Raw genomic sequence first — 22,385 nt, 5'->3', positions numbered from 1 at the left:
CGCGCCGTCCCCGGGTCCCCGGCCCCCCGGGGCGCCGCCCGGCCCGGTGCTGCCGGGCTCAGTTCAGCAGGGCGCGGGCGGAGCCCGCCTCCGAGCGGATGCGGGCCGCGGCGTCCGTGTCCACCGCGGCGACCACCTCCGCGTACGCGTCCAGCTCCGCCGCCCCCTCCCGGAACGCCCCCCGCTCCACCAGCAGCCGCGCCCGCTCGTACCGCAGGGAGGCGGGGTGCGAGGGCAGCAGCAGCGACAGCTCCAGGGCCCACAGGGCCACCGCCGACTCCTCCGGGCGCGAGGAGGCCCAGGCGCGGATGTTGTTCAGGATGCGCAGCACGATGTCCAGCGTCCGGGCAGGGGTCCGCGGCCCCGAGGCCGTCTCCGCCGGCCCGGTGCCGAGCGAGGCGCCGCCCGCGAAGGGGTCCACCACCACGCCGTCCGCCGGATCGCCGAAGCCGACGGCGAAGTGCCCCGGCAGGCCCAGTCCGTACACCGGGGCGCCCGCCCGCCGGGCGACCTCCAGCCAGACCACGGACAGCAGGATCGGCAGCCCGCGCCGGCGCCGCAGCACCTCGTGCAGCAGCGAGGACGACAGCCGGTCGTAGTCCGCCGGAGTGCCGTGGAAACCGAGCTGCCCGCCCAGCAGGGCGGTGACCGCGGAAGCCCACTGGCGGCCGTCCCGCAGTCCGTACGGCAGCATCCCGGCCAGCCGGTCCAGCTCGATCTGAGCCCAGTCCGCGGCCCGTTCGTCCAGCTCCGGGTCGGCCTCCGCGGCCAGCAGCAGGCACAGCACCGCCAGGTCGGGCCGCTCCGAGCGGGCCTCGGCCGCGAACTGCTCGCGGCGCTCCGCCCGGCTCACGCCCCCGCCCGGTAGTGGTGGTACGTGTGGTGCGTGGCGAAGCCCAGGCCGTCGTAGAGCGCCCGCGCCGCCGCGTTGTCCGTCTCCACCTGGAGCCACGCCGCCGAGGCGCCCTCCTCCAGGGCCTTGCCGGCCAGCGCCGCCATCACCGCCGTCGCCAGCCCCTCCCGCCGGTGCACGGGGTCGACCGTCACCGCGGAGAACCCGGCCCAGCGCCCGTCCACCACGCACCGCCCCACGGCCCGGCCGCCGGGCAGCGCCGCGAACCACACCGACGGCCCCTCCACCAGCATCCGCCGGGCCAGGTCCGGATCGGTGACCTTCCCGTACCGACCGAGCCACTCCTCGTCCGGGATGCGGGCCAGGGCCACGGCCCCGGCCGCCGGCGCGTCCACGTCGGCCACCGGGGCCAGCGCCCCGATCCGCACCTCGGCCGACACCTCCGGGGTCCAGCCCCGCCGGTCCAGCTCCGCGCACAGCAGCTCCTGGGTGCCGGCGGCTCCCGTCGCGGCCTGCACGTACGCCGGAAGGCCCCGCTGCGCATACCAGGAGGTCACTCGCGCGAGTGCATCGTCGAGCGGCACGCCCGGGTCGCCGAGCGGCAGCACGGAGTTGGCGCGCCGGGTGAATCCGGCGGCCGCCCGCAGCGTCCACTCGCCGAGCGGCTCGCTCTCCAGCGGCTGCCAGGACCGCGCGGCGACCCGGGTCAGCTCCTCGAAGGAGGCCGCCGGGCCCCGCCGGCGGGCCGGCGCGGCAGGCACGACCTTGCCCGCGACCAGCGCTGATTCCGCAATGCGGACGGACTCGCCGCCCTTGCGTGTGATCAGCAGCACACCCTGGGTCCAGGATGTGAGAACCCCGACCGTGTCCGTGAACTCGGGGGATCCGCTCAGCCCGGTCTCCACTCGTCGTACAGACACTCGTTTACCCACGTCAGCCGGGGTGATACGGACTTCCAGCAGTCCACCCGCAGTGATTTCCACAGCTCTGTCCGCCCCTCCTGTTCGGATCGTGCCCGGGAACGGAGATACTAGGTGCGGGCATCGACGACGCCGCGCTCCCGCGCGATATGGAAAGCCCTACCGAGGAGGAACGAGAGCGTGACCTACGTCATCGCGGAGCCTTGTGTCGACGTCAAGGACAAGGCATGCATCGAAGAGTGCCCCGTCGACTGCATCTACGAGGGCCAGCGGTCCTTGTACATCCACCCGGACGAATGCGTCGACTGTGGTGCGTGTGAGCCGGTCTGCCCGGTCGAGGCCATCTTCTACGAGGACGACACCCCGGAGGAGTGGAAGGACTACTACAAGGCGAACGTCGAGTTCTTCGACGAGCTCGGTTCGCCCGGTGGCGCCTCCAAGCTCGGCCTGATCGAGCGCGACCACCCCTTCGTCGCGGCGCTCCCCGCCGGCATCAACGGCGAGCACTGACCTTTCAGGCAGAAGCGCCCCTCGGTCCCGTCCGGCCTGCCCGCCGCACGGGACCGAGATGTTTCCCGCCCGGGACGCCTCCCGGCCGCCCCGGGCGTCCCGTACCCGGCACCCAGAGAGAGCAGAGACCCCCGTGGCCGCAGTATCCGACCGTCTTCCCGCCTTCCCCTGGGACAAGCTGGAGCCGTACAAGGCCACGGCGGCGGCCCACGCGGACGGCATCGTCGACCTGTCGGTCGGCACCCCCGTCGACCCGGTCCCCGAGCTGATCCGGCGCGCCCTCATCGGCGCCGCGGACTCCCCGGGCTACCCGACGGTGTGGGGCACGCCCGCACTGCGTGACGCGATCACCGGCTGGGTCCGCGGCCGCCTCGGCGCGAGTGCGGCCGGACACCGCAACGTCCTGCCGGTGGTCGGCTCCAAGGAGCTGGTGGCCTGGCTGCCGACGCAGCTCGGCCTCGGCGCGGGCGACAAGGTGGCCTACCCGCGGCTGGCCTACCCGACGTACGAGGTCGGCGCGCGGCTGTGCGGCGCCGAACCGGTGGTCTACGACGACCCGACCCGGCTCGACCCGGCCGGCGTGAAGCTCCTGTGGCTCAACTCGCCCTCCAACCCCACCGGGCAGGTCCTCTCCCGGGAGGAGCTGACCCGGACCGTGGCCTGGGCGCGTGAGCACGGCATCCTGCTCTTCAGCGACGAGTGCTACCTGGAGCTGGGCTGGGAGGCCGAGCCGGTCTCGGTGCTGCACGACGAGGTGTGCGGCGGCTCGTACGAGGGCATCGTCGCCGTCCACTCCCTCTCCAAGCGGTCCAACCTGGCCGGCTACCGGGCCGCCTTCATCGCGGGCGACGCCGAGGTCCTGGGCGAACTGCTGCAGATCCGCAAGCACGGCGGCATGATGACCGCCGCCCCCGTGCAGGCCGCCACCGTCGCCGCCCTCGGCGACGACCGGCACGTCGAGGAGCAGCGCGCCCGCTACGCCGCCCGCCGCACGGCGCTGCGCACGGCCCTGGAGGCGCACGGCTTCCGCGTCGAGCACAGCGAGGCCAGCCTCTACCTGTGGGTGACCCGGGACGAGCCCTGCTGGGACACCGTCGGCCACCTGGCGGAGCTCGGCATCCTGGTCGCGCCGGGCGACTTCTACGGTGAGGCGGGCGCCCGCTTCGTCCGCGTCGCCTTCACCGCCACCGACGAGCGGGTCGAGGCGGCCGTCAAGCGCCTCGGCTGACCGTACGGGGCCCGCCGGGCCGCCGCGTACGGCCCCAGACAGCCCGAAGGGGCCGGGAGTTCGTGCTCCCGGCCCCTTCGGATGACCCCCGGCGTCAGCCGGCCAGACCGCCCGGCAGACCACCGGCCAGCGGCAGCGCACCGGTCGGCAGGCCCTGGGTGGCGGCGGGGAGCTCCTGCGCGGCGGGCAGCCCGCCGAGCAGGCCGCCCGCGCTCTGCGCCAGCCCGGCGGCCGGGGCCACGGCCGGAACGGCCTGGGCGGCGCTGCCCGCGGCGTCCGTGGCCACGCCGGTCGCGGCCGTGGCGTCGGCGGCGTCCGGGGCGGTGAGTGCGCCCAGCTGGGGCACGGACTCCAGGCCGGCGGCACTGGCCGCGCCGGCCGCACCGACCACGGGCGCTGCCCCGGCTGCGAGGAGCAGCGCGGCACGGGCGATCCGAGAGGTCAGGGGGAGGGACATGATGCTCCTAAGCGGTAGCGGCTGAGTACGCCCTGTACAACCGCTCGCGGGGCGGGTGGAGTTGCGGAGTCGTCAGGTAAAGGATCGGCAACGCATCGTTTAATCGGCTTCCGCGACAAACCCATCGGATCCGCGCCCACCAGCGGTTCCTTGCCCGTCAGGCCCCCGCGCGCCGGCCATGCGGTCACCCCCGCACGAGTGACCCCTCGCACGCGCGGCCGGGCACCGTGCGCCCGGCGTGTCGCCGCCTCAGCGGGCGACGACGATCCGCACCTCGTCCGCGGATGCGGCCTGCGGGTCCCCGCCGCCCGAGGCCGCGGCCCCACCGGTCCGCTGCCACCGGCCACGGCCCTTCCCGCCGGTCCAGCCGCCGTCCCCGTACGCCACCGAGGCGATGCCCAGCTCGTGCGACCGGGCCACCGCCCAGTGCGCCATCGCGCGGCCGCGGCGGGCCTCCGCGGGGCCGCCGTCCGGGGCGAGCCGCAGGCTGATCCCGGGCTCACCGCCCGGGTCCGTCCGCCCGCCCGCCCCGCCGGACGCGCCCGCCCCGCCGGACGCGCCGCCGAGGGCCTGCGGGCCGAAGGCCCGGACCAGCTCGGCCTTCACCTTCTCCGGGTCGCCGGGCAGCGGGGCGGGCCCCGAGCAGAACAGCACCCCGCCCGCCCCGAAGGCCGCCGTCAGGGCCGCGGCGTCCGGCTCGTGCTTGGCGTACGCCTCCGGGAAGCCGCTGCGCTGCACCTTCTGTGCGGCCACCGTCAGCGGCAGCCCGGCGTACCCGGGCACGTCCACGAGGTGGTCGTAGAAGATCCCCGCCGAGTAGACCGGGTCCTGGATCTGGTCCGGGGTGCCCCAGCCCTGTGAGGGCCGCTGCTGGAACAGGCCCAGTGAATCCCGGTCGCCGTGGTCGAGGTTGCGCAGCGCCGACTCCTGCATCGCCGTGGCCAGCGCGATGGTCACCGCCCGGTCCGGGAGCCCCTTGGAGATGCCGACGGCGGCTATCGTCGCCGCGTTCCCCGCCTGCTCGGGCGTCATCTCGTACTCCCGGCCCTCCTCGCCGGCCGCACTCGCCGAGCAGTACGGGGCCCCCGCACCGCCGTTGGAGTCCCGTTGCACGGCGAAGTAGCCGAGCACGGCGATCAGCACGAGGAAACCGAGGGCCGCACGCAGCGGCCTGCGGCGGCGGGGGCGGGAGCGAGGGGTCTCGGACACGCGGCCCACCGTACTTGAGGCAGGTGACGGGTCCGCCGGCCGGACGACGAGGGTGCGTTCGGCCCCGGGGGGTTAGGGTCGGTGCCATGCCCGAATCCGAGCTGGACCTCACCCTGGACGCCGCCGAGCTGACCGCCCGGCTCGTCGACATTCCTTCCGTGAGCGGCGACGAGAAGGTACTCGCCGACCTCGTGGAACACGCGCTGCGCACCCTGCCGCACCTCACCGTGGACCGCATCGGCAACAACGTCGTCGCCCGTACGCAGCTCGGCCGCGCGGAGCGCGTCGTGCTCGCCGGCCACCTCGACACCGTGCCGATCGCCGACAACGTGCCCTCCCGCCTCGACGAGAACGGCGTCCTGTGGGGCTGCGGCACCACCGACATGAAGTCGGGCGTCGCCGTGCAGCTGCGCATCGCTGCGACCGTGCCCGAACCCAACCGCGACCTCACCTTCGTCTTCTACGACCAGGAGGAGGTCGCCGCACACCTCAACGGCCTCGGCAAGATCGCCGAAGCCCGCCCCGACTGGCTCACCGGCGACTTCGCGGTGCTCCTGGAGCCCTCGAACGCCGAGGTCGAAGGCGGCTGCCAGGGCACCCTGCGGGTCCTGCTGCGCACAGCCGGGGAACGCGCGCACTCGGCCCGCAGCTGGATGGGCTCCAACGCCATCCACACGGCCGGACCGATCCTGGCCAGGCTGGCGGCGTACGAGCCGCGCAAGCCGGTCATCGACGGCCTGGAGTACCACGAGGGGCTCAACGCCGTGCGGATCGAGGGCGGCGTCGCCAACAACGTGATCCCGGACGCCTGCACGGTCACGGTCAACTTCCGCTATGCCCCGGACCGCAGCGAGGCCGAGGCGCTGGCCCACGTACGGGAGGTCTTCGCGGACTGCGACATCGCCGAGTTCGTCGTGGACGACTCCTCCGGCGGCGCCCTCCCCGGCCTCTCGCACCCCGCGGCCGCGGCCTTCATGGAGGCGGTCGGCGGGCGCGCCATGCCCAAGTTCGGCTGGACCGACGTCTCCCGCTTCAGCGCGCTGGGCGTCCCGGCGGTCAACTACGGCCCGGGCGACGCCCTGCTGGCCCACAAGGTCGACGAGCGCGTCGGGACGAAGGCGATCCTGCACTGCGAGGAGCGACTCCGCGCCTGGCTGACCTCCTGAATTCCGCCGCTCGTCACCTTTGTGCGCCTACCCTGATCCAACGATCAGCAGGAGGGAGCACGTCATGGGCAACCCCGAAGGTTCGTCTCGCCGTCGGCCCGAGGAGCAGCAGCTCGGACCGGTGCTGAGGAGGCGGAGCCAGGTGCAGGCGGGCAGCACGACCGACCAGCGGCTGCTGGACTCGGACGGCCCCTCCGAGTGGGTGCACACCGATCCCTGGCGGGTCCTGCGCATCCAGTCGGAGTTCATCGAGGGCTTCGGCACGCTCGCCGAGCTGCCGCCCGCGATCAGCGTGTTCGGTTCGGCCCGCACCCCCGCGGGCACGCCGGAGTACGAGGCGGGCGTACGGATCGGCAGCGCACTCGTCGACGCCGGCTTCGCGGTGATCACCGGCGGCGGACCGGGCGCGATGGAGGCGGCGAACAAGGGCGCGCGCGAGGCCGGCGGCATCTCGGTGGGCCTGGGCATCGAACTGCCCTTCGAGCAGGGGCTCAACCAGCACGTCGACCTCGGGCTGAACTTCCGGTACTTCTTCGTCCGCAAGACGATGTTCGTGAAGTACAGCCAGGGCTTCGTGGTCCTGCCGGGCGGACTCGGCACGCTGGACGAGATGTTCGAGGCGCTGACCCTCGTCCAGACCCAGAAGATCACCCGCTTCCCGATCGTGCTGTTCGGCACGGAGTACTGGGGCGGCCTGATCGACTGGCTGCGCAACACGGTGATCGCCCAGGGCAAGGCCTCGGAGAAGGACCTCTACCTGTTCCACGTCACCGACGACGTGGACGAGGCCATCGCGCTGGTGACGAAGGAAGTCGGCAAGTAGCCCCCCGGCCCGGGCCCCGGGGCCCGGGCTCTGCCCGTCGGCCCGCCTGCCGGCCCGCGCTCAGGCCAGGCCGCGGCGGGCGACCGCCGGGGGCCTGTGGCCCTGGATCGCCGCCACCATCTCCAGGACCTGCCGGGTCTCGGCGACCTCGTGGACCCGGTAGACCTGCGCGCCCAGCCAGGCCGAGACGGCCGTGGTGGCCAGGGTCCCCAACAGGCGCTCCTTGACCGGCTTGTCGAGGGACTCGCCGACGAAGTCCTTGTTGGACAGGGAGACCAGCACCGGCCAGCCCGTGTCCGCCATCTCCGCCAGCCGGCGGGTGGCCTCCAGGGAGTGCCGGGTGTTCTTCCCGAAGTCGTGCCCGGGGTCGATCATGATCGACTCGCGGGGGACGCCGAGGGCCGCGGCGCGCTCGGCCAGGCCGACCGTGACCCGCAGGATGTCCGCCATCACGTCCTCGTACGCGATCCGGTGCGGCCGGGTCCGCGGCTCCACCCCGCCCGCATGGGTGCAGACCAGCCCGGCGCCGTAACGGGCGGCGACCTCCGCCAGCTTCGGGTCCACCCCGCCCCACGCGTCGTTCAGCACATCGGCCCCCGCCTCGCAGACGGCCTCGCCGACCTCGTGCCGCCAGGTGTCGACACTGATCACCACGTCGGGGTGGCGGCGCCGGACCTCGGCGACGAAGCCGACCGTGCGCCGTGCCTCCTCGGCCGCGTCCACGTGCGCGCCCGGTCCCGCCTTGACCCCGCCGATGTCGATGATCGCGGCGCCCTCGGCGACCGCCTGCCCGACGCGGTCCAGGGCCGGCTGGTCGAGGAACGTCGCGCCCTGGTCGTAGAAGGAGTCCGGAGTCCGGTTCACGATGGCCATGATCACCGGCTCGTGGGTGTCGAACTCGCGCCTGCCCAGTCGCAGCATCCTGCTCTTTCCTCCTTCGGCGGCCTCCCCGCCTCGTCTGCGACCTTAACCTGGTGGCCGGAGTCTCTCAGGGGAGTTGATCGTGTTCTTCTTCTTGATGATCGCGCTGGTCGTGGTCGTGGCGGCGGTCACCCTGGCCGTGATCGGAGGGGGCTCGCAGGCCGTCCTGCCGGAAGCGGAACCGGACCGGGTCGCCGACGGGCTGCCGCAGAGCCGCCCCGTCGTCCGGGCCGACATCGACGCGCTGCGGCTGCCGGTCGCCCCCCGCGGCTACCGGATGGCCGAGGTGGACGACGTCCTGGAGCGGCTGGCGGCCGAGCTGGCCGAGCGCGACGCGCGGATCGCGCAGCTGACGGCCGGGGCGGCCGGCCCCGCGGACCGGGCCGCCGCCCGGGACGGGGAGGCGGACCGGGTGGACCTGACCAAGCCCGGTGAGCGGTGACCGCCGCCGCGGCCGGCCCGGACGGGCTGCTGCGCTGCCCTTGGGGCCTGTCCACGCAGGACTACCTCGCCTACCACGACACCGAGTGGGGACGCCCGGTGCACGGGGACGACGCCCTGTACGAGCGGCTGTGCCTGGAGGCCTTCCAGTCCGGGCTGTCGTGGATCACCATCCTGCGGCGGCGCGAGGGGTTCCGTAAGGCCTTCGCCGAGTTCGCGATCGCCGCGGTCGCCGGTTTCGGCCCGGCCGACGCGGAGCGGCTCATGGCCGACGAGGGGATCATCCGCAACCGGGCCAAGATCGAGGCGACCCTCGCCAACGCGAAGGTGCTGGCCGGCTGGGAGCCGGGCGCCCTGGACGAGCTGGTCTGGTCGTACGCCCCCGACAAGCCCGGCCCGGCGCCCCGGGCGCTGACCCAGGTCCCGGCGACCACCCCGGAGTCCACTGCGCTCTCCAAGGCCCTGAAGAAGGCCGGCATCCGCTTCGTCGGGCCCACCACGGCCTACGCCCTGATGCAGGCCTGCGGTCTGGTCAACGACCACCTGGCCGACTGCGCCTTCCGCGATCCGCGCCCCGCCTGAACCGCGCCTACGCTGGGAGGAACGGCGCCACTCACCCCCAGGAGGCCGCCATGACCAGGAAAGTCGCCGACTGCCGCAGGTTCCCGAGCGAGACGCACTGCACGCTCACCATCTCGGGCGAGGAGAACGAGGTCGTCCGGGCCGCCACCCAGCACGCGGTCGCCGTCCACGGCCACGAGGACGGTCCGGAACTGCGCGAGCAGGTCCGCTCGATGCTTGAGGAGGAGCAGGCCGGCGCGCCCGCCTGAACCACGCCGGCCCGCTCCCCGCCCCGGGTGTCAGCGGCCGAGGTACTGCGGGGGCTGCTTCGCAAGGAAGGCCTGGACGGCGATGGAGTGGTCCTCGGAGGCCCCTGCGCGGGTCTGGAGGACGTCCTCGCGCTCCAGCGCCTCGGACAGGGAGTGGGAGGCCCCGTACGCCAGGGACTCCTTCAGCGCGGCGTAGGCAACCGTCGGACCCGACGCCAGCGCGCGGGCCGTCTTCTCGGCCTCCGCGCGCAGCTCGTCCGCGGGCACGAGGCGGTTCGCGATGCCGAGCTCCCACGCCTCCTGCGCCTTCACCGAGCGGGGGAAGAGCAGCAGGTCGGACGCCCGGGAGGCGCCGATCAGGCGGGGCAGGGTCCAGGACACCCCGGAGTCGGCGGTCAGCGCCACCCCTGCGAAGGAGGTGTTGAAGGACGCGGTGTCGGCGACCACGCGGAAGTCCGCCGCCAGCGCGAAGCCGAAGCCCGCCCCCGCCGCGACCCCGTTGACCGCCGCCACCACCGGCTTCGGCATCTCGGTGAGCGCCCGCACGATCGGGTTGTAGTGCTCCGCCACCGTGCTCATCGTCAGGGTGGAGCCGCTCTCGCGGTCCGCCGCCAGATTGCCGATGTGCTCCTTGAGGTCCTGGCCGACGCAGAACGCCCGGCTGCCCGCCGCGGTCAGCAGCACCGCCCGCACCGCGGTGTCCTGCGCCGCCGCCCGGACGGCCTCGCGCAGTGCGACCTTCGCCTCCGTGTTCATGGCGTTCATCGCGTCGGGACGGTTGATCGTCACGGTCGCGAGTCCGTCGGTCACTTCGTAGAGCACGCTGTCGGCCATGGCGGGGGGTCCCCCTTCGTCGCAGGCTTGGCTACCGGCCGGTACTGGCCGGTGCAAGGGCCAGCATGGCGGACCGGAGGGGGGCGGCACATGTGATGTGCGTCAAACAAAGCGGATGCACTTCCGGGCGGGCAGCGGCGAAGTATCGCAGGCGGGTCCCCGAAATGAGTGGTTTTGGCCGAGCGCGTTGCGCAAGCGTTCCCGAGCGATGTTGGTCATCGGGTCCTGACATGCGGGATAATGGCTGGGAAGCAATGTGTTCGATGCCGGGTATTAGGCGCCTGAATGGGGCCGTCGGCTGACGATGAGCTGGTTTCAGGAAGGGGAACGAGCATGGCGGCCATGAAGCCGCGGACGGGCGACGGCCCGCTCGAGGTCACCAAGGAGGGGCGGGGCATCGTCATGCGCGTACCGCTCGAGGGCGGCGGTCGGCTCGTCGTCGAGCTGACCCCGGACGAGGCGGACGCCCTGGGTGACGCCCTGAAGAAGGTCGTCGGCTAACCCGCTGACCGTACCTTCACCTGATTTCTGCGCTGCCCCGACCGCGATGTGCGGCCGGGGCAGCGTTGTGTCCGCAGACTGCCCCGGTCCCGCCCGGCGGTCCGGTCCCGCAGCGCTCGGTCCGGGTGGCCCCTGCCGACCGCCTCCGGCTCCGGCTCCCCGGCCCGGCCGTCCCGCGGTACGGGCGTCAGCGCCGCACGGCGCACAGCAGGCCGTCGCCCACCGGGAGCAGCGCGGCCTCCAGCGCCGGACTCTCCCGGACGCTGCGCAGCAGTTCGCGGACCCGCAGCACCTCCACGGCCTGGGCCGCGGAGTCGACCGTACGGCCGTCGGAGAAGACCCCCTCGAAGCAGACCAGTCCGCCGGGCCGCAGCAGCCGCAGTGCTTCGGCGAGGTAGTCCAGGGACTCGGTCGGGTCGCCGTCGCAGAAGACGAGGTCGTACCCGCCGTCGGCGAGCCGCGGCAGGACGTCCAGGGCGCGGCCCGGGATGAAGCGGGCGCGGTTGCCGGCGAAGCCGGCGGCGCGGAAGGCCTGGCGGGCGAAGGCCTGCCGGTCGCCCTCGGGATCCACGGTGGTCAGGACCCCGTCAGGGCGCATCCCGTGCAGCAGGTGGATGCCGGAGACCCCGGTCCCGGTGCCGATCTCCGCGACCGCCTTGGCGTCCGCGGTGGCGGCGAGCAGGCGCAGCGCGGCCCCGGTGCCGGGGGAGACGGAGCGCAGGCCCGCTTCCCTGGACCGGTCGCGGGCCCACCGCAGAGCGTCGTCCTCGGCGACAAACGCGTCGGCGAACGCCCAGCTCGTCTGCCGGTTGCCGGTAATGACCCTCTCCTGTCCCCATAGTTGGCGCAACGGTGACTGTATCCGTTGACGTCGGGAACCCGCAGATGGGACCGGGCGTTGTGAAAGGTGGACGCGGGATAAGAAGGGACGCTGCCGGGCAGAAGGGCGCTCCCGGGCCCGCCGCCCGGGCAAAGTTAAAGCAAAAACGCTTATCTCAAGCTGACGGAGGGGGTGGCTATGGTAGGGGCTCCACTGGACACCACCAGAGCCGACAGGGGAGGTGCGGCTGCGCCTGTGGATCGCGGGGGCGTCCTGAGGCGCCTCCTCCGGTCGGCGGGTGAGCCGAAATCCGTGACCGACATTGCTGACCGCTTCCACACCGCAGACACCGCAACCACCGCGACCTTCGCCGCCGATGCGGGCTCCCAGGCGTGGACCCCTCCCTCGTGGGAGGAGATCGTCAGCACGCACAGTGCGCGGGTCTACCGCCTCGCCTACCGTCTGACGGGCAACCAGCACGACGCCGAGGACCTCACCCAGGAGGTCTTCGTCCGCGTCTTCCGCTCGCTGTCCACCTACACGCCGGGCACGTTCGAGGGCTGGCTGCACCGCATCACCACGAACCTGTTCCTGGACATGGTCCGCCGCAAGCAGCGCATCCGCTTCGACGCACTCGCCGACGACGCCGCCGAGCGGCTGCCGAGCCGGGAGCCCTCCCCGCAGCAGGTCCTGCACGACACCCACTTCGACGCGGACGTCCAGCAGGCGCTCGACACCCTCGCGCCCGAATTCCGCGCGGCCGTGGTGCTGTGCGACATCGAAGGCCTGTCGTACGAGGAGATCGCGGCCACGCTGGGCGTGAAGCTCGGCACCGTGCGCAGCCGCATCCACCGCGGGCGCTCGCACCTGCGCAAGGCGCTCAAGCACCGCTCGCCCGCCGCCCGCGCGGAGCAGCGCGCGCTGGCCGGAGCGGCCGTGGGCGTCCCGGGCGCCGGGGGAGAGGGCGGAGCCGAGTGAGCGGAGTCAATCCTTCCCCTGCCGAACAGCACCTGGGCGACCGGCTGGCCGCCCTGGTGGACGGAGAACTCAAGCACGACGCCCGCGAGCGGGTCCTGGCCCACCTGGCCACCTGTACCCGGTGCAAGGCGGAGGCCGACGCGCAGCGCCGTCTGAAGACCATGTTCGTGGAGAGCGCCCCGCCACCCCTCTCCGCCGGCCTGCTGGCGCGCCTCCAGGGGCTGCCCGCCGCCGGTCCCGACAGCCTGTCCGGCCCGCCGGGACGGTCCGGTGCGCCGGATGCCGCGGGCGGCGGCCCCCTCTCCTCCTTCGCGTACGCCCTGCCCGCCGCCGACCGGCCGCGGCCGGAGGGCTTCCCCATCCACGAGGTGGGCCGACCGCGGCGCCGCCTCGCCTTCGTCGCGGCCGGGGCCGTCTCGCTCGCCGCGCTCGCGCTCGGCGGTTCGCTGCCGCTGGAGGGTGTCGATCCGAATGCGCGGGGCGACGCCCCCGCGCCCGCCTCCCGGCCCGGCCCGGCCGTTTCGGTGGCCGACGCCGCCGTCCGGGACCGGCTGCCCGCGCCCGGAGCCGTCCCCACGCTCCTCCCGGCGCCCCTGCCGCCGCTGCACCCCTCCCCGCCGCCCTCGGCCCGCAAGGTCTCGCTCCTGCGGTAGGCCGCCCCCGCCGGATCGTGCCGGCTCCCGGGGCGCCCCGGTCCGCCCGGGCGGTCCGGCCCGGCCGACCCGGGCCCCCGCGGCTGCCGGACCTGGTTGAATCTGCGGCAGATGCGCATGAGTACGCGGGGAGCGCCCATGGCCGACAGGCAGCAGACCGATCCGGCACCGTCCTGGTGGAGCCGGCCCAAGGAGCCGGCGGAGCCCCGCCCCGACGGGGCCCCGGCCCTGCGCCCCGAGGACGGTGCGGAGGCGGGCAGGGACGCGGGCCGTGAGGCGGGCCGGGGCCCTGCCCGCGACCCCGGCCTGGACGCGTCGGACCCGGCACCGGACCCCGGCCCCCGCCAGGACCCGTACGGGGCCGTCCCGGCGCCCCGCGAGCCGCGCTACGACCCCTGGGCCGAGCAGCCGCTGCACACGGTGGACCGGGGCAGCAGGCCGCGCCGGGCCCGCGCCTGGCAGCTCCTGTGCGCCGGCCTCGCGGTGGCTCTGCTCGCCGGCGGCATCGGCGGCTACGTCGGAGTCCTCGCAGAGCGGCGCAGCAGCACCCGCCTGGAACTGCCCCAGAGCGCCGCCGCCGACCGCGGCCGGGCCCCCGAGAGCGTCGCCGGGATCGCGTCCGCCGCGCTGCCCGGGGTGGTGACCCTGCACGTACGGACCGCCGCGGGCGGCGGCACGGGCACCGGGTTCGTGCTCGACGGGCAGGGCCACATCCTGACCAACAGCCACGTCGTCGGCGACGCCCGGGAGATGGCGGTCACCTTCAGCACCGGCGAGAGCGTCGCCGCCGAGCTGGTCGGCCGGGACTCCGGCTACGACCTGGCCGTGGTGAAGGTCAGCGGAGTGCGCGGACTCCAGCCGCTGAACCTGGGGAACTCCGAGAACGTGAAGGTCGGCGACCCGGTGGTGGCCATCGGCGCGCCCTTCGACCTCTCCAACACCGTCACCGCGGGCATCATCAGCGCCACCGGCCGCCCCGTCACCGCCGGCGGCGACAAGGGCGACGGCAGCGACATCAGCTACGTCGACGCCCTGCAGACCGACGCCCCCATCAACCCGGGCAACTCCGGCGGCCCGCTGCTCGACTCCGCCGCCCGCGTGGTCGGCATCAACAGTGCGATCCGCGGCGCCGACAAGGACGACCCGACCCGGCAGGGCGGCAGCATCGGGCTGGGCTTCGCCATCCCCGTCAACCAGGGCAAACGCGTAGCCGAGGAACTCATCCGCACCGGCCGGGCCACCCACCCCGTCATCGGTGTGACCCTGGACATGGAGTACACCGGCGACGGAGCCCGCGTCGACGCGAAGGGCGAGGACGGCAAGCCTTCCGTGGTCGCGGACGGCCCCGGCGCCCGCGCGGGCATCAAACCCGGCGACGTGATCACCAAGGTCGACGGCCGGCGGGTGCGCGGCGGGGACGAGCTGATCATCAGGATCAGGGCCCACCGGCCCGGCGACCGGCTGACCCTGGCCGTCCTGCGCGAGGGACGGGAGCGCACCCTGGAAGTGGTCCTCGGATCGGCGAACGGCTCATGAGCACCGCATGACGAGCGGGTGAAACCGATTCCGGGGCGGCACGCAGGTAGGGCCCCGCGGGCCGGGCCGGGTACCGTGTGTCGGGGCCGAAGTGGAGAGAGCCGAGGAGCGGCAAGGTGTTCAACGACATAGGCGCACTCGAACTGGTCACGATCGTGGTGCTCGCCATTCTCATCTTCGGTCCGGAAAAGCTGCCCAAGGTCATCCAGGACGTCACCGGGGTGATCCGGAAGATCCGTGCCTTCTCGGACAGCGCCAAGCAGGACATCCGGTCGGAACTCGGCCCGGAATTCAAGGACTTCGAGTTCGAGGACCTGAATCCGAAGACCTTCATCCGCAAGCAGCTGACCGAGAACGAAGACCTCAAGGAGATCCGCACCAGCTTCGACCTCCGCAAGGAGCTCCACGACGTCACCGACGCCGTGAACAGCAGGGAGGGCGATTCCGCCGCGGTCCCCGCCGCCGGTGCGGCCGGCCCCGCCACGCCCGGCGCCGGACCGGATCTGGTGAAGAAGCCCGCGGCCCCGGCCGCCGACCGGCGCACGCGCTTCGACGCCGACGCCACCTGAGGCACGTCCCCGCCTGCCCGGCGATCCGGGACGGGGTGGCTATCCTCCATGAGTCCTTATGTCAGGACGCCCGAGGACGTGGGTCCCCCCGGCGCAGTACGGGGGAGGCCGCTTCGGACCCCACGGAACGAGAGGCCGCCCAGATGGAGACGACGAGCAGCAGCCGCGTGGCGACGCAGCCCGCCGAAGCATCCGCACCCGCCCCCGCACAGGACCCGCAGGGCGACGCGCGACCCCAGGAGGCCACCGCCCCCGTCCCGGCGGCCCGCCGGACGGCCGAGGGGTACCTGAGGGCCGATTTCCCCTGGTACGGGCTGGACGGCGCCTTCACCGGCCCCCGCTGGCTCATGCAGGTCGGCGTCGCCGCCGACGGCACCGTGGAGCACGGCTCCACCGGGCACGGCGACGAGCCCTCCGCCCGCGGTGAGATCGCCACCGGCGAGAAGGAGCGCTTCGCCGTCGTCGTGACGGTGGCGAGCAAGGCGCTGCGGCGCAGCGGGGACGGCACCGGCGTCCTGGAGGCCACCTCGGTCTCCTCGGCGGCCTGGCTGGCCGGCTCCGGGCTGCTGGCCTACAGCTGGCCCGCCCAGATGGACCACTCCCTGCGCAGCGACTGGCTGGACCAGCAGACCGAGGCCGCCTGGGAACTCGCCGACGACCTCGACGGCGAGGACTGGTCCACGCTGTCGCTGCCGGTCGACGGGGAGCCGACGACCTTCCACTACCGCGAGTCGGAGTTCGGCTGGGTGCTCGCCGGCTCCACCGGTACCGGGGTCCACCTGGGGGCGTACGGGCGCGGCATGAGCGCCTACGGCCTCGGCTTCTCCGTCATCGGGGACCTGGCCGCCTACGAGTAGGCCGCGCAGGGCCGCCACCGCGGCCGCCGGAACACGCGGAGGGCGCCGCTCCACGAGCGGCGCCCTCCGCGTGCCCCCACCGCACCGGGGGGCCAGCAGGTCAGAACTTGTTGCGCGGGGTGATGCCCAGGGACATGCCCGACAGGCCGCGCGCGCGGCCGCCCAGCTTGCCCGCGATGGCCCGCAGGGCCGCGCCCGCGGGGGAGTCCGGGTCGGACAGGACGACGGGCTTGCCGTCGTCACCGCCCTCGCGCAGCCGGACGTCGATCGGGATCGAACCCAGGACCGGCACGCTCGCGCCGACCGTCTTGGTCAGCCCGTCGGCGACCTTCTGGCCGCCGCCCGAGCCGAAGACGTCCACCATCTCGTCGCAGTGCGGGCACGGCAGCCCGGACATGTTCTCGACGACGCCGACGATCTTCTGGTGGGTCTGCACGGCGATCGAGCCGGCCCGCTCCGCGACCTCGGCCGCGGCCTGCTGCGGAGTGGTCACGACCAGGATCTCCGCGTTCGGCACCAGCTGGGCCACCGAGATCGCGATGTCGCCGGTGCCCGGCGGCAGGTCCAGCAGCAGCACGTCCAGGTCGCCCCAGTACACGTCGGCCAGGAACTGCTGCAGCGCGCGGTGCAGCATCGGGCCGCGCCACACCACCGGCGCGTTGCCCGGGGTGAACATGCCGATCGAGATGACCTTCACGCCGTGCGAGGACGGCGGCATGATCATGTTCTCGACCTGGGTGGGGCGGCCCTCGACGCCCAGCATGCGCGGCACGCTGTGCCCGTAGATGTCGGCGTCGACCACACCGACCTTCAGACCGTCCGCCGCCATGGCCGCGGCCAGGTTGACCGTGACGGAGGACTTGCCGACGCCGCCCTTGCCGGAGGCCACCGCGTACACACGGGTCAGCGAGCCCGGCTGGGCGAAGGGGACCTCGCGCTCGGCGGTGCCGCCGCGCAGCGTGGCAGCCAGGTCCTTGCGCTGCTCGTCGCTCATCACGTCCAGGGAGACGGCGACCGAGGTGACGCCCGGGACCCGCTCCACGGCCTCGGTGACGTTCTTGGTGATCGTCTCGCGCATGGGACAGCCCGACACGGTGAGGTAGACCGTGACGGCGACCGCGCCGCCGTCGGCGATCTCCACCGATTTGACCATGCCGAGCTCGGTGATGGGCCGGTGGATCTCGGGGTCGTTCACCGTCGCCAGCGCGTCGAGGATCGCGTCCTGCTCGGGCACGGCGGCGTCGGCGGAGGATGTGTCGGTAGCCATGACCCGATGGTACGGCTCGGTGGCAGGCCGCGGGACAGCCCGCTAGCGGTCGCCTTCGTCACTCTCGAGCGGGAATAGACGACGCTCGTCCATCTCCTTGATCAGATCCTGGAACTCGGACCTGATCCAGTCGCGGGTGGCGACCTCGCCCAGGCCCATCCGCAGCGCCGCGATCTCCCGCGTCAGGTACTCGGTGTCCGCGATGGACCGCTCGTTCTGCTTGCGGTCCTGCTCCAGGTTGACCCGGTCCCGGTCGTCCTGCCGGTTCTGCGCGAGCAGGATCAGCGGAGCGGCGTACGAGGCCTGCAGCGACAGCATCAGCGTCAGGAAGATGAACGGGTACTGGTCGAACCGCAGATCGTCCGGCGCGAAGATGTTCCACAGCACCCAGACGATGATGACCAGGGTCATCCAGACGATGAACCGGCCCGTGCCGAGGAACCGCGCCACCCGCTCCGAGAGGCGCCCGAAGGCCTCCGGGTCGTACTCCGGCAGCAGTGAGCGGCGCGGCGCGCGCGGCAGGTCCAGGCGGACCCGCGAACGCGTCAGCGCACTCGCCCCGGCGCCCTGCCCGGACTTCCCGGAGCGCTCGCCGGCCCGGTCCGCCGCATCGGTCGCCAGCCCCTGCTCACGCGCCTGGAGCCGTGCCTGCTCGCGCCGCTCCCGGATCTGCTCCCGGCGCCGCTCGCGTGCCTGCTCGCCGCGCCCCCGGTCGAAGCGCCCTCGATCAGTGCCCACGTACGGCCTCCTCGGAATGGAATTCCGTCTCCCGCCAGTCGTCCGGCAGCAGGTGGTCCAGCACGTCGTCGACCGTGACCGCCCCCAGCAGCGAGCCGCTCTCGTCGACCACCGGCACCGCAACCATGTTGTAGGCGGCCAGGTGCGTGGTCACCGCGGGCAGCGAGGCGTCCGGCCGCAGCGGCGGCAGGTCGGTGTCCACGATCGAGCTGACCAGCGTGAACGGCGGGTCCCGCAGCAGCCGCTGGAAGTGCACCGTGCCCAGGTACTTGCCCGTCGGCGTCTCGTCCGGCGGCCGGCACACGTACACCTGCGCGGCCAGTGCGGGCGACAGGTCCGCCTGCCGTACGCGCGCCAGCGCGTCCGCGACGGTCGCGTCGGGCCGCAGCACGATCGGCTCGGTGGTCATCAGGCCGCCCGCGGTGTTCTCCTCGTACGACAGCAGGCGCCGCACGTCGGCCGCGTCGTCCGGCTGCATCAGCGTGAGCAGCCGCTCCTGGTCGTCCTCCGGCAGCTCCGAGAGCAGGTCGGCCGCGTCGTCAGGGTCCATCGCCTCCAGGACGTCGGCGGCGCGTTCCTCCTTCAGCTTGCCGAGGATCTCCACCTGCTCGTCCTCCGGCAGCTCCTCCATGACGTCCGCGAGCCGGTCGTCGTCGAGGGCGCTGGCCACCTCGGCGCGCCGCTTGGGCGTCAGGTGGTGCAGGACGTTCGCCACGTCGGCCGGGCGCATCTGCTCGAAGGTGGCCACCAGGTTCTCGGCGCCCTGGCCGTGCTCCTCCAGCGAGAAGCCGGTCACCGCCGACCACTCGACGGTCAGCGTCTCGCCGCGCCGGCGCAGCGCGCCCGCCTTGCCCTTCCGTACGAAGATCCGGTCGATCTCCCAGTCCCGGCGGGCCGGGAGCTGCTGGATGGCGACGTCCAGGACGGTGACGACCTCGCCGTCCGCCACCAGCTTGACCCGCCGGTCCAGCAGTTCGCCGAGGACCAGCCGTTCGGTGGGGCGCTGTTCGAAGCGGCGCATGTTCACGACGCCGGTCGTGATCACCTGCCCGGACTCCACACCGGTGACCCGGGTCATCGGCAGGAAGATCCGTCGCCGGCTGACCACCTCGACCACCAGGCCCAGCAGCCGCGGCGGGCGCCCGCCCACGCGCAGCATGGCCACGAGGTCGCGGACCCGGCCGACCTGGTCGCCGTTGGGATCGAAGACGGGCACACCCGACAGATGCGAGACGAAGATCCGCGGGGCGCCTGCAGCCATCCGAGCGCCTCCTAGAGCGTCATTCGACAGTCCTGCCAGCCCTCAGGCTAGCCCGTGCCCCGTGAAGGCGTCCTGGTGGGGCGGTCCGCCCGGGGCAGGAGGGGCCGCCGGGGAGCGGTCGCGGACGGCGGGCTACGGGCGGGTACGCTGCCTGCTGCCGCAGCCCGACGACGAGAGGCACTCGCACGTGACCGCCATCTTCCCCGCCCTGCGGATGCGCCGGGCCGCCTTCATCGGCGCGTTGTGCGCGGGCCTGGCCGTCACCGGTACCGCCTGCGGGGGCGGGAAGGACCCCGACGCGGGCACGAACGGGATCGGCAAGCTGTCCGCCGAAAAGATCGAGGAGAAGGCGAGGACGGCCGCCACCGAAGCCGACTCGGTCCACCTCTCCGGCACGCTCGTCAGCGGCGGCAAGACCTTCACCCTGGACATGCGCCTGAAGTCCGACGGCGGCTCCGGCGAGGTGAAGTCCCAGGACGACACCTTCCAGCTGCTGCGGGTGGGGGAGCAGCTGTACCTGAAGGCGAGCGCCGCCTTCTGGGGGCAGTCCGACTCGGCCGGGAAGCTCGGCGACAAGTACGTCAAGGTCCCCGAGGCCGACCCCTCGTACAAGCAGTTCCGCGGCTTCACCGACATGGACGTCCTGCTGGACGGGCTGCTCGGCCTCGACGGAAAGCTCGCCAAGGGCGCCTACACCCAGGTCGGGCACACGCGCGCGGTCCAGGTCACGGCGGACGCGGGCAAGGGCGGCCAGCTCTCGGTGTCGCTGGAGGGGACCCCGTACCCGCTGCTGATGGAGCGGGCCGGCGGCGCCGGGCGGGTGGAGCTCGCGGAGTGGGGACAGGCCTTCCCGCTGGCGCCGCCCGCGCAGGACCAGACGGTGGACTACGGCTCCCAGCTGCCGACGACCAAGGGCCAGAAGGACCAGGGGACCGGCGGCTCCGCGTCCGCGTCCCCGTCCAAAGGCTCGGGCCAGGGCTCGGGCCAGGGTTCGGGCCAGGGCTCGAACCCCACCAGCCCCTGACCCCTCGCGCCGGTCAGGACGGCCGCGGCCGCCGGCCGGCGGCCTTCCGCTTCAGCAGCAGCTTCGGCAGCCCCGCCGGGACGGGCTCGCGGGTCGTCGCCGGGGACGGCAGGGGTACGGCGGCCAGCGAACCGGCGGGCAGTTCCGGGCGGAGCGCCTGCGGCTCCAGCCGCAGCAGCCGGCACTCCCGCGCCCACCGCTCGGTCATCCGCTCCGAGTCGGGCGCGTTCAGCCGCTTGCCCTTCAGCTCGGCGACCGCGGCCTCCCACGGTGCGCTGCCGGGTGCGAGCTCCTGCACCGTCGCCGTCCAGGCCACCAGCCGGCCGCCCTTGTCCTTGCTGCGCACGGTCACCTCGGCGGCCGCGCCGTCGGACAGCCCCGGGAACGGCTGCTCGCCGGGCCCGTCGCCCAGTACGTGCGCCGCTCCGTCCACCCAGGCGTGCCACAGGGCCCGGTCCGCCCCGTCGCCGCGGACCCAGATCAGGCCGGACTTCTTGGTGGCCTCCTCGACGAGGGCCAGGTCGAGCGTGCTGAGAGTCATGCGGACAGAGTAGGGGGTGCCCCGGACGGCCCGGCGGCGCGCAGGCCCGGCGGCGAGCAGGCCGGTGCGGCATGGCCCCGCGGGTCCGGCCCCGCGGTCCGGCCGCGCGCCGGACGGCTCAGAGCCAGCCGTGGCGGCGCAGCGCCCGGTGGATGGTGAAGCAGGTGCCGACGATCGTGGCCATCACCATCGGATAGCCGTACTCCCACTGGAGCTCGGGCATGTGCGCGAAGTTCATCCCGTACACCCCGCAGATCATCGTGGGCACCGCGATGATCGCCGCCCACGAGGTGATCTTGCGCATGTCCTCGTTCTGGGCGACCGTCGCCTGCGCGAGGTTCGCCTGGAGGATCGAGTTGAGCAGCTCGTCGAAGCCGACGACCTGCTCGTGCACCCGCGCCAGGTGGTCGGCCACGTCGCGGAAGTACTTCTGGATGTCCGGGTCCACCAGCCGCATCGGGCGCTCGCTCAGCAGCTCCATCGGCCGCAGCAGCGGGGAGACCGCCCGCTTGAACTCCAGCACCTCCCGCTTGAGCTGGTAGATGCGGCCCGTCTCGCCGCCGCGGGTGCTGCCCTTGGCGGGGGCGGTGAAGACCTGGCTCTCCACCTCGTCGATGTCGTCCTGCACGGCCGCCGCCACCGCGATGTACCCGTCGACCACGTGGTCGGCGATGGAGTGCAGGACGGAGGACGGCCCCTTGGCCAGCAGCTCGGGATCGCCCTGGAGCCGGTGGCGCAGCCCCTTGAGGGAGCCCTGGCCGCCGTGCCGGACGGTGATGACGAAGTCGAGGCCCGTGAAGCACATCACCTCGCCGGTCTCCACCACTTCGCTCGTGGCGGTCAGTTCGGCGTGCTCCACGTAGTGGATGGTCTTGAAGACGGTGAACAGGGTGTCGTCGTAGCGTTCCAGCTTCGGCCGCTGGTGCGCGTGCACGGCGTCCTCGACGGCCAGCGGGTGCAGGCCGAAGACGGCCGCGATCCCCGCGAACTCGGCCTCCGTCGGTTCGTGCAGGCCGATCCAGGCGAAACCGCCGTCCTCGCGGACCCGGCGGATCGCCTCACGCGGCGTCAGCCGGGCCGAGTCCAGGTCCCCGGCGTCGCGCCGGCCGCCCCGGTACACGGCGCAGTCGACCACCGCGCTGCTCGCCGAGGGGTCTCGGGTGGTGTCGTAGCCGGGCTGGGCCGGGGTGGACTTGCGCAGCGACGGGCGGACGGCCGCACGCAGGTAGGGCAGCATCGACATGGCAGGCTCCTTCGCACGCACGGCTGCAGACCGTACGGGTGGGAGGTCCCTCCGTGGCGCGGCCGCCGTGCGGGCAGGCCGGGGCAGGGGAGGGAAAGGGACGGGAGGACACGTGTTCTGCCGTCGCTCTTCTACTGATCAGAAGATCAAAGGGGGCGGGGGGAAGCGCCCGTCACAGAAGCGGAAGAGCGATTGGTACTGCACG

The 22,385-nt window shown here is 73.4% G+C and carries 26 protein-coding genes; 14 read left to right on the top strand and 12 right to left on the bottom strand.

The annotated features are described in order from the left end of the window. Nucleotides 1–58: 58 nt before the first annotated feature. Both ACLJTM_RS04800 and ACLJTM_RS04795 read right to left on the bottom strand, forming a co-directional pair. Nucleotides 59–853 (bottom strand): transglutaminase-like domain-containing protein, encoded by a 795-nt coding sequence (locus ACLJTM_RS04800; protein WP_411102049.1) that lies wholly within the window; start codon nucleotides 851–853, stop codon nucleotides 59–61. Then, nucleotides 850–1,836 carry a GNAT family N-acetyltransferase gene (locus ACLJTM_RS04795; protein ID WP_411102048.1) on the bottom strand — a complete coding sequence of 329 codons (987 nt, stop codon included), beginning with the start codon at nucleotides 1,834–1,836 and terminating at the stop codon, nucleotides 850–852. The genes ACLJTM_RS04800 and ACLJTM_RS04795 overlap by 4 nt, the downstream gene beginning before the upstream one ends. A gap of 117 nt (nucleotides 1,837–1,953) precedes the next feature. Between ACLJTM_RS04795 and fdxA the strand changes: the two genes are divergently transcribed. Together fdxA and dapC are read left to right on the top strand one after the other, a co-directional pair. Continuing rightward, nucleotides 1,954–2,283, top strand: coding sequence for a ferredoxin (gene fdxA, locus ACLJTM_RS04790; protein WP_030011906.1), 330 nt, complete (start codon nucleotides 1,954–1,956; stop codon nucleotides 2,281–2,283). Nucleotides 2,284–2,416: 133 nt separating this feature from the next. Beyond that, nucleotides 2,417–3,511: a succinyldiaminopimelate transaminase gene (gene dapC, locus ACLJTM_RS04785; RefSeq protein ID WP_411102047.1), complete on the top strand. Its 1,095-nt coding sequence runs from the start codon at nucleotides 2,417–2,419 to the stop codon at nucleotides 3,509–3,511. Nucleotides 3,512–3,605: 94 nt separating this feature from the next. Here dapC and ACLJTM_RS04780 read toward each other — a convergent pair whose 3' ends face one another. Together ACLJTM_RS04780 and ACLJTM_RS04775 are read right to left on the bottom strand one after the other, a co-directional pair. Further along, nucleotides 3,606–3,968, bottom strand: coding sequence for an ATP-binding protein (locus ACLJTM_RS04780; protein WP_411102046.1), 363 nt, complete (start codon nucleotides 3,966–3,968; stop codon nucleotides 3,606–3,608). 249 nt (nucleotides 3,969–4,217) lie between these two features. Continuing rightward, nucleotides 4,218–5,186, bottom strand: a complete 969-nt coding sequence (locus ACLJTM_RS04775) for a hypothetical protein (protein WP_411102045.1) — start codon at nucleotides 5,184–5,186, stop codon at nucleotides 4,218–4,220. Nucleotides 5,187–5,263: 77 nt separating this feature from the next. Between ACLJTM_RS04775 and dapE the strand changes: the two genes are divergently transcribed. Next, nucleotides 5,264–6,343 (top strand): succinyl-diaminopimelate desuccinylase, encoded by a 1,080-nt coding sequence (gene dapE, locus ACLJTM_RS04770; RefSeq protein WP_411102044.1) that lies wholly within the window; start codon nucleotides 5,264–5,266, stop codon nucleotides 6,341–6,343. A 64-nt stretch (nucleotides 6,344–6,407) separates the two neighbouring features. Next, a complete protein-coding gene (locus ACLJTM_RS04765) occupies nucleotides 6,408–7,166 on the top strand; it encodes a TIGR00730 family Rossman fold protein (RefSeq protein WP_411102043.1) in 759 nt (252 codons plus the stop codon). Nucleotides 7,167–7,226: 60 nt separating this feature from the next. On the opposite strand, the gene folP is transcribed toward ACLJTM_RS04765, so the two are convergent. After that, entirely contained in the window at nucleotides 7,227–8,087 is an 861-nt protein-coding gene (gene folP / locus ACLJTM_RS04760; RefSeq protein WP_411102042.1) for a dihydropteroate synthase, read from the bottom strand. 76 nt (nucleotides 8,088–8,163) lie between these two features. On the opposite strand from folP, the gene ACLJTM_RS04755 reads away from it, so the two are divergent. The 3 genes from ACLJTM_RS04755 to ACLJTM_RS04745 are packed head-to-tail and all read left to right on the top strand — an operon-like array spanning nucleotide 8,164 to nucleotide 9,358. After that, nucleotides 8,164–8,529, top strand: coding sequence for a DivIVA domain-containing protein (locus ACLJTM_RS04755; RefSeq protein ID WP_411102041.1), 366 nt, complete (start codon nucleotides 8,164–8,166; stop codon nucleotides 8,527–8,529). Then, nucleotides 8,526–9,110, top strand: a complete 585-nt coding sequence (locus ACLJTM_RS04750; protein WP_411102040.1) for a DNA-3-methyladenine glycosylase I — start codon at nucleotides 8,526–8,528, stop codon at nucleotides 9,108–9,110. Before ACLJTM_RS04755 ends, ACLJTM_RS04750 begins: the two co-directional genes overlap by 4 nt. 50 nt (nucleotides 9,111–9,160) lie before the next feature. Beyond that, complete coding sequence (locus ACLJTM_RS04745) at nucleotides 9,161–9,358, top strand: DUF1059 domain-containing protein (protein WP_411102039.1); 198 nt, start codon at nucleotides 9,161–9,163, stop codon at nucleotides 9,356–9,358. Between the two features lie 30 nt (nucleotides 9,359–9,388). Here ACLJTM_RS04745 and ACLJTM_RS04740 read toward each other — a convergent pair whose 3' ends face one another. Then, complete coding sequence (locus ACLJTM_RS04740; RefSeq protein ID WP_411102038.1) at nucleotides 9,389–10,192, bottom strand: enoyl-CoA hydratase/isomerase family protein; 804 nt, start codon at nucleotides 10,190–10,192, stop codon at nucleotides 9,389–9,391. A 333-nt stretch (nucleotides 10,193–10,525) separates the two neighbouring features. Here ACLJTM_RS04740 and ACLJTM_RS04735 point away from each other — a divergent pair, with 333 nt between their 5' ends. Next, nucleotides 10,526–10,693, top strand: coding sequence for a DUF3117 domain-containing protein (locus ACLJTM_RS04735; RefSeq protein WP_003966491.1), 168 nt, complete (start codon nucleotides 10,526–10,528; stop codon nucleotides 10,691–10,693). A gap of 187 nt (nucleotides 10,694–10,880) precedes the next feature. Here the strand turns inward: ACLJTM_RS04735 and ACLJTM_RS04730 are convergent, their stop codons facing one another. Beyond that, the gene (locus ACLJTM_RS04730) at nucleotides 10,881–11,543 is read right to left on the bottom strand and encodes an O-methyltransferase (protein ID WP_411102037.1); all 663 of its coding nucleotides are present in this window, start codon (nucleotides 11,541–11,543) and stop codon (nucleotides 10,881–10,883) included. A 168-nt stretch (nucleotides 11,544–11,711) separates the two neighbouring features. On the opposite strand from ACLJTM_RS04730, the gene sigE reads away from it, so the two are divergent. From sigE to ACLJTM_RS04705, 5 genes are all read left to right on the top strand, one after another. Then, nucleotides 11,712–12,491, top strand: coding sequence for an RNA polymerase sigma factor SigE (gene sigE / locus ACLJTM_RS04725; protein WP_411102036.1), 780 nt, complete (start codon nucleotides 11,712–11,714; stop codon nucleotides 12,489–12,491). Beyond that, on the top strand, nucleotides 12,488–13,144 hold the full coding sequence (locus ACLJTM_RS04720; protein ID WP_411102035.1) for an anti-sigma factor family protein: 657 nt from the start codon (nucleotides 12,488–12,490) through the stop codon (nucleotides 13,142–13,144). The genes sigE and ACLJTM_RS04720 overlap by 4 nt, the downstream gene beginning before the upstream one ends. A 138-nt stretch (nucleotides 13,145–13,282) precedes the next feature. Further along, nucleotides 13,283–14,680: a trypsin-like peptidase domain-containing protein gene (locus ACLJTM_RS04715; RefSeq protein WP_411102034.1), complete on the top strand. Its 1,398-nt coding sequence runs from the start codon at nucleotides 13,283–13,285 to the stop codon at nucleotides 14,678–14,680. Between the two features lie 116 nt (nucleotides 14,681–14,796). Beyond that, nucleotides 14,797–15,249, top strand: a complete 453-nt coding sequence (locus ACLJTM_RS04710; protein WP_411102033.1) for a sec-independent translocase — start codon at nucleotides 14,797–14,799, stop codon at nucleotides 15,247–15,249. Between the two features lie 143 nt (nucleotides 15,250–15,392). Continuing rightward, the gene (locus ACLJTM_RS04705) at nucleotides 15,393–16,106 is read left to right on the top strand and encodes a hypothetical protein (RefSeq protein ID WP_411102032.1); all 714 of its coding nucleotides are present in this window, start codon (nucleotides 15,393–15,395) and stop codon (nucleotides 16,104–16,106) included. Between the two features lie 100 nt (nucleotides 16,107–16,206). Here ACLJTM_RS04705 and ACLJTM_RS04700 read toward each other — a convergent pair whose 3' ends face one another. The 3 genes from ACLJTM_RS04700 to ACLJTM_RS04690 form a co-directional block, all read right to left on the bottom strand. Then, nucleotides 16,207–17,322 carry an Mrp/NBP35 family ATP-binding protein gene (locus tag ACLJTM_RS04700; RefSeq protein ID WP_411102283.1) on the bottom strand — a complete coding sequence of 372 codons (1,116 nt, stop codon included), beginning with the start codon at nucleotides 17,320–17,322 and terminating at the stop codon, nucleotides 16,207–16,209. A gap of 93 nt (nucleotides 17,323–17,415) precedes the next feature. Further along, nucleotides 17,416–17,922 carry a DUF1003 domain-containing protein gene (locus ACLJTM_RS04695; protein ID WP_411102282.1) on the bottom strand — a complete coding sequence of 169 codons (507 nt, stop codon included), beginning with the start codon at nucleotides 17,920–17,922 and terminating at the stop codon, nucleotides 17,416–17,418. A 178-nt stretch (nucleotides 17,923–18,100) separates the two neighbouring features. Continuing rightward, on the bottom strand, nucleotides 18,101–19,372 hold the full coding sequence (locus tag ACLJTM_RS04690) for a magnesium transporter MgtE N-terminal domain-containing protein (RefSeq protein WP_411102031.1): 1,272 nt from the start codon (nucleotides 19,370–19,372) through the stop codon (nucleotides 18,101–18,103). A gap of 214 nt (nucleotides 19,373–19,586) precedes the next feature. Between ACLJTM_RS04690 and ACLJTM_RS04685 the strand changes: the two genes are divergently transcribed. After that, nucleotides 19,587–20,396, top strand: a complete 810-nt coding sequence (locus tag ACLJTM_RS04685; protein WP_411102281.1) for a hypothetical protein — start codon at nucleotides 19,587–19,589, stop codon at nucleotides 20,394–20,396. A gap of 13 nt (nucleotides 20,397–20,409) precedes the next feature. Here the strand turns inward: ACLJTM_RS04685 and ACLJTM_RS04680 are convergent, their stop codons facing one another. Together ACLJTM_RS04680 and ACLJTM_RS04675 are read right to left on the bottom strand one after the other, a co-directional pair. After that, the gene (locus ACLJTM_RS04680) at nucleotides 20,410–20,937 is read right to left on the bottom strand and encodes a hypothetical protein (RefSeq protein WP_411102030.1); all 528 of its coding nucleotides are present in this window, start codon (nucleotides 20,935–20,937) and stop codon (nucleotides 20,410–20,412) included. Between the two features lie 118 nt (nucleotides 20,938–21,055). Beyond that, on the bottom strand, nucleotides 21,056–22,180 hold the full coding sequence (locus tag ACLJTM_RS04675; protein ID WP_411102029.1) for a magnesium and cobalt transport protein CorA: 1,125 nt from the start codon (nucleotides 22,178–22,180) through the stop codon (nucleotides 21,056–21,058). Nucleotides 22,181–22,385 lie beyond the last annotated feature (205 nt).

Source organism: Streptomyces sp. cmx-4-9 (genome assembly GCF_046548835.1).
Classification (GTDB): Bacteria; Actinomycetota; Actinomycetes; order Streptomycetales; family Streptomycetaceae; genus Streptomyces.
Note: the sequence above shows the minus strand (reverse complement) of the source record. Positions and strands in the feature narration are given on the sequence as shown.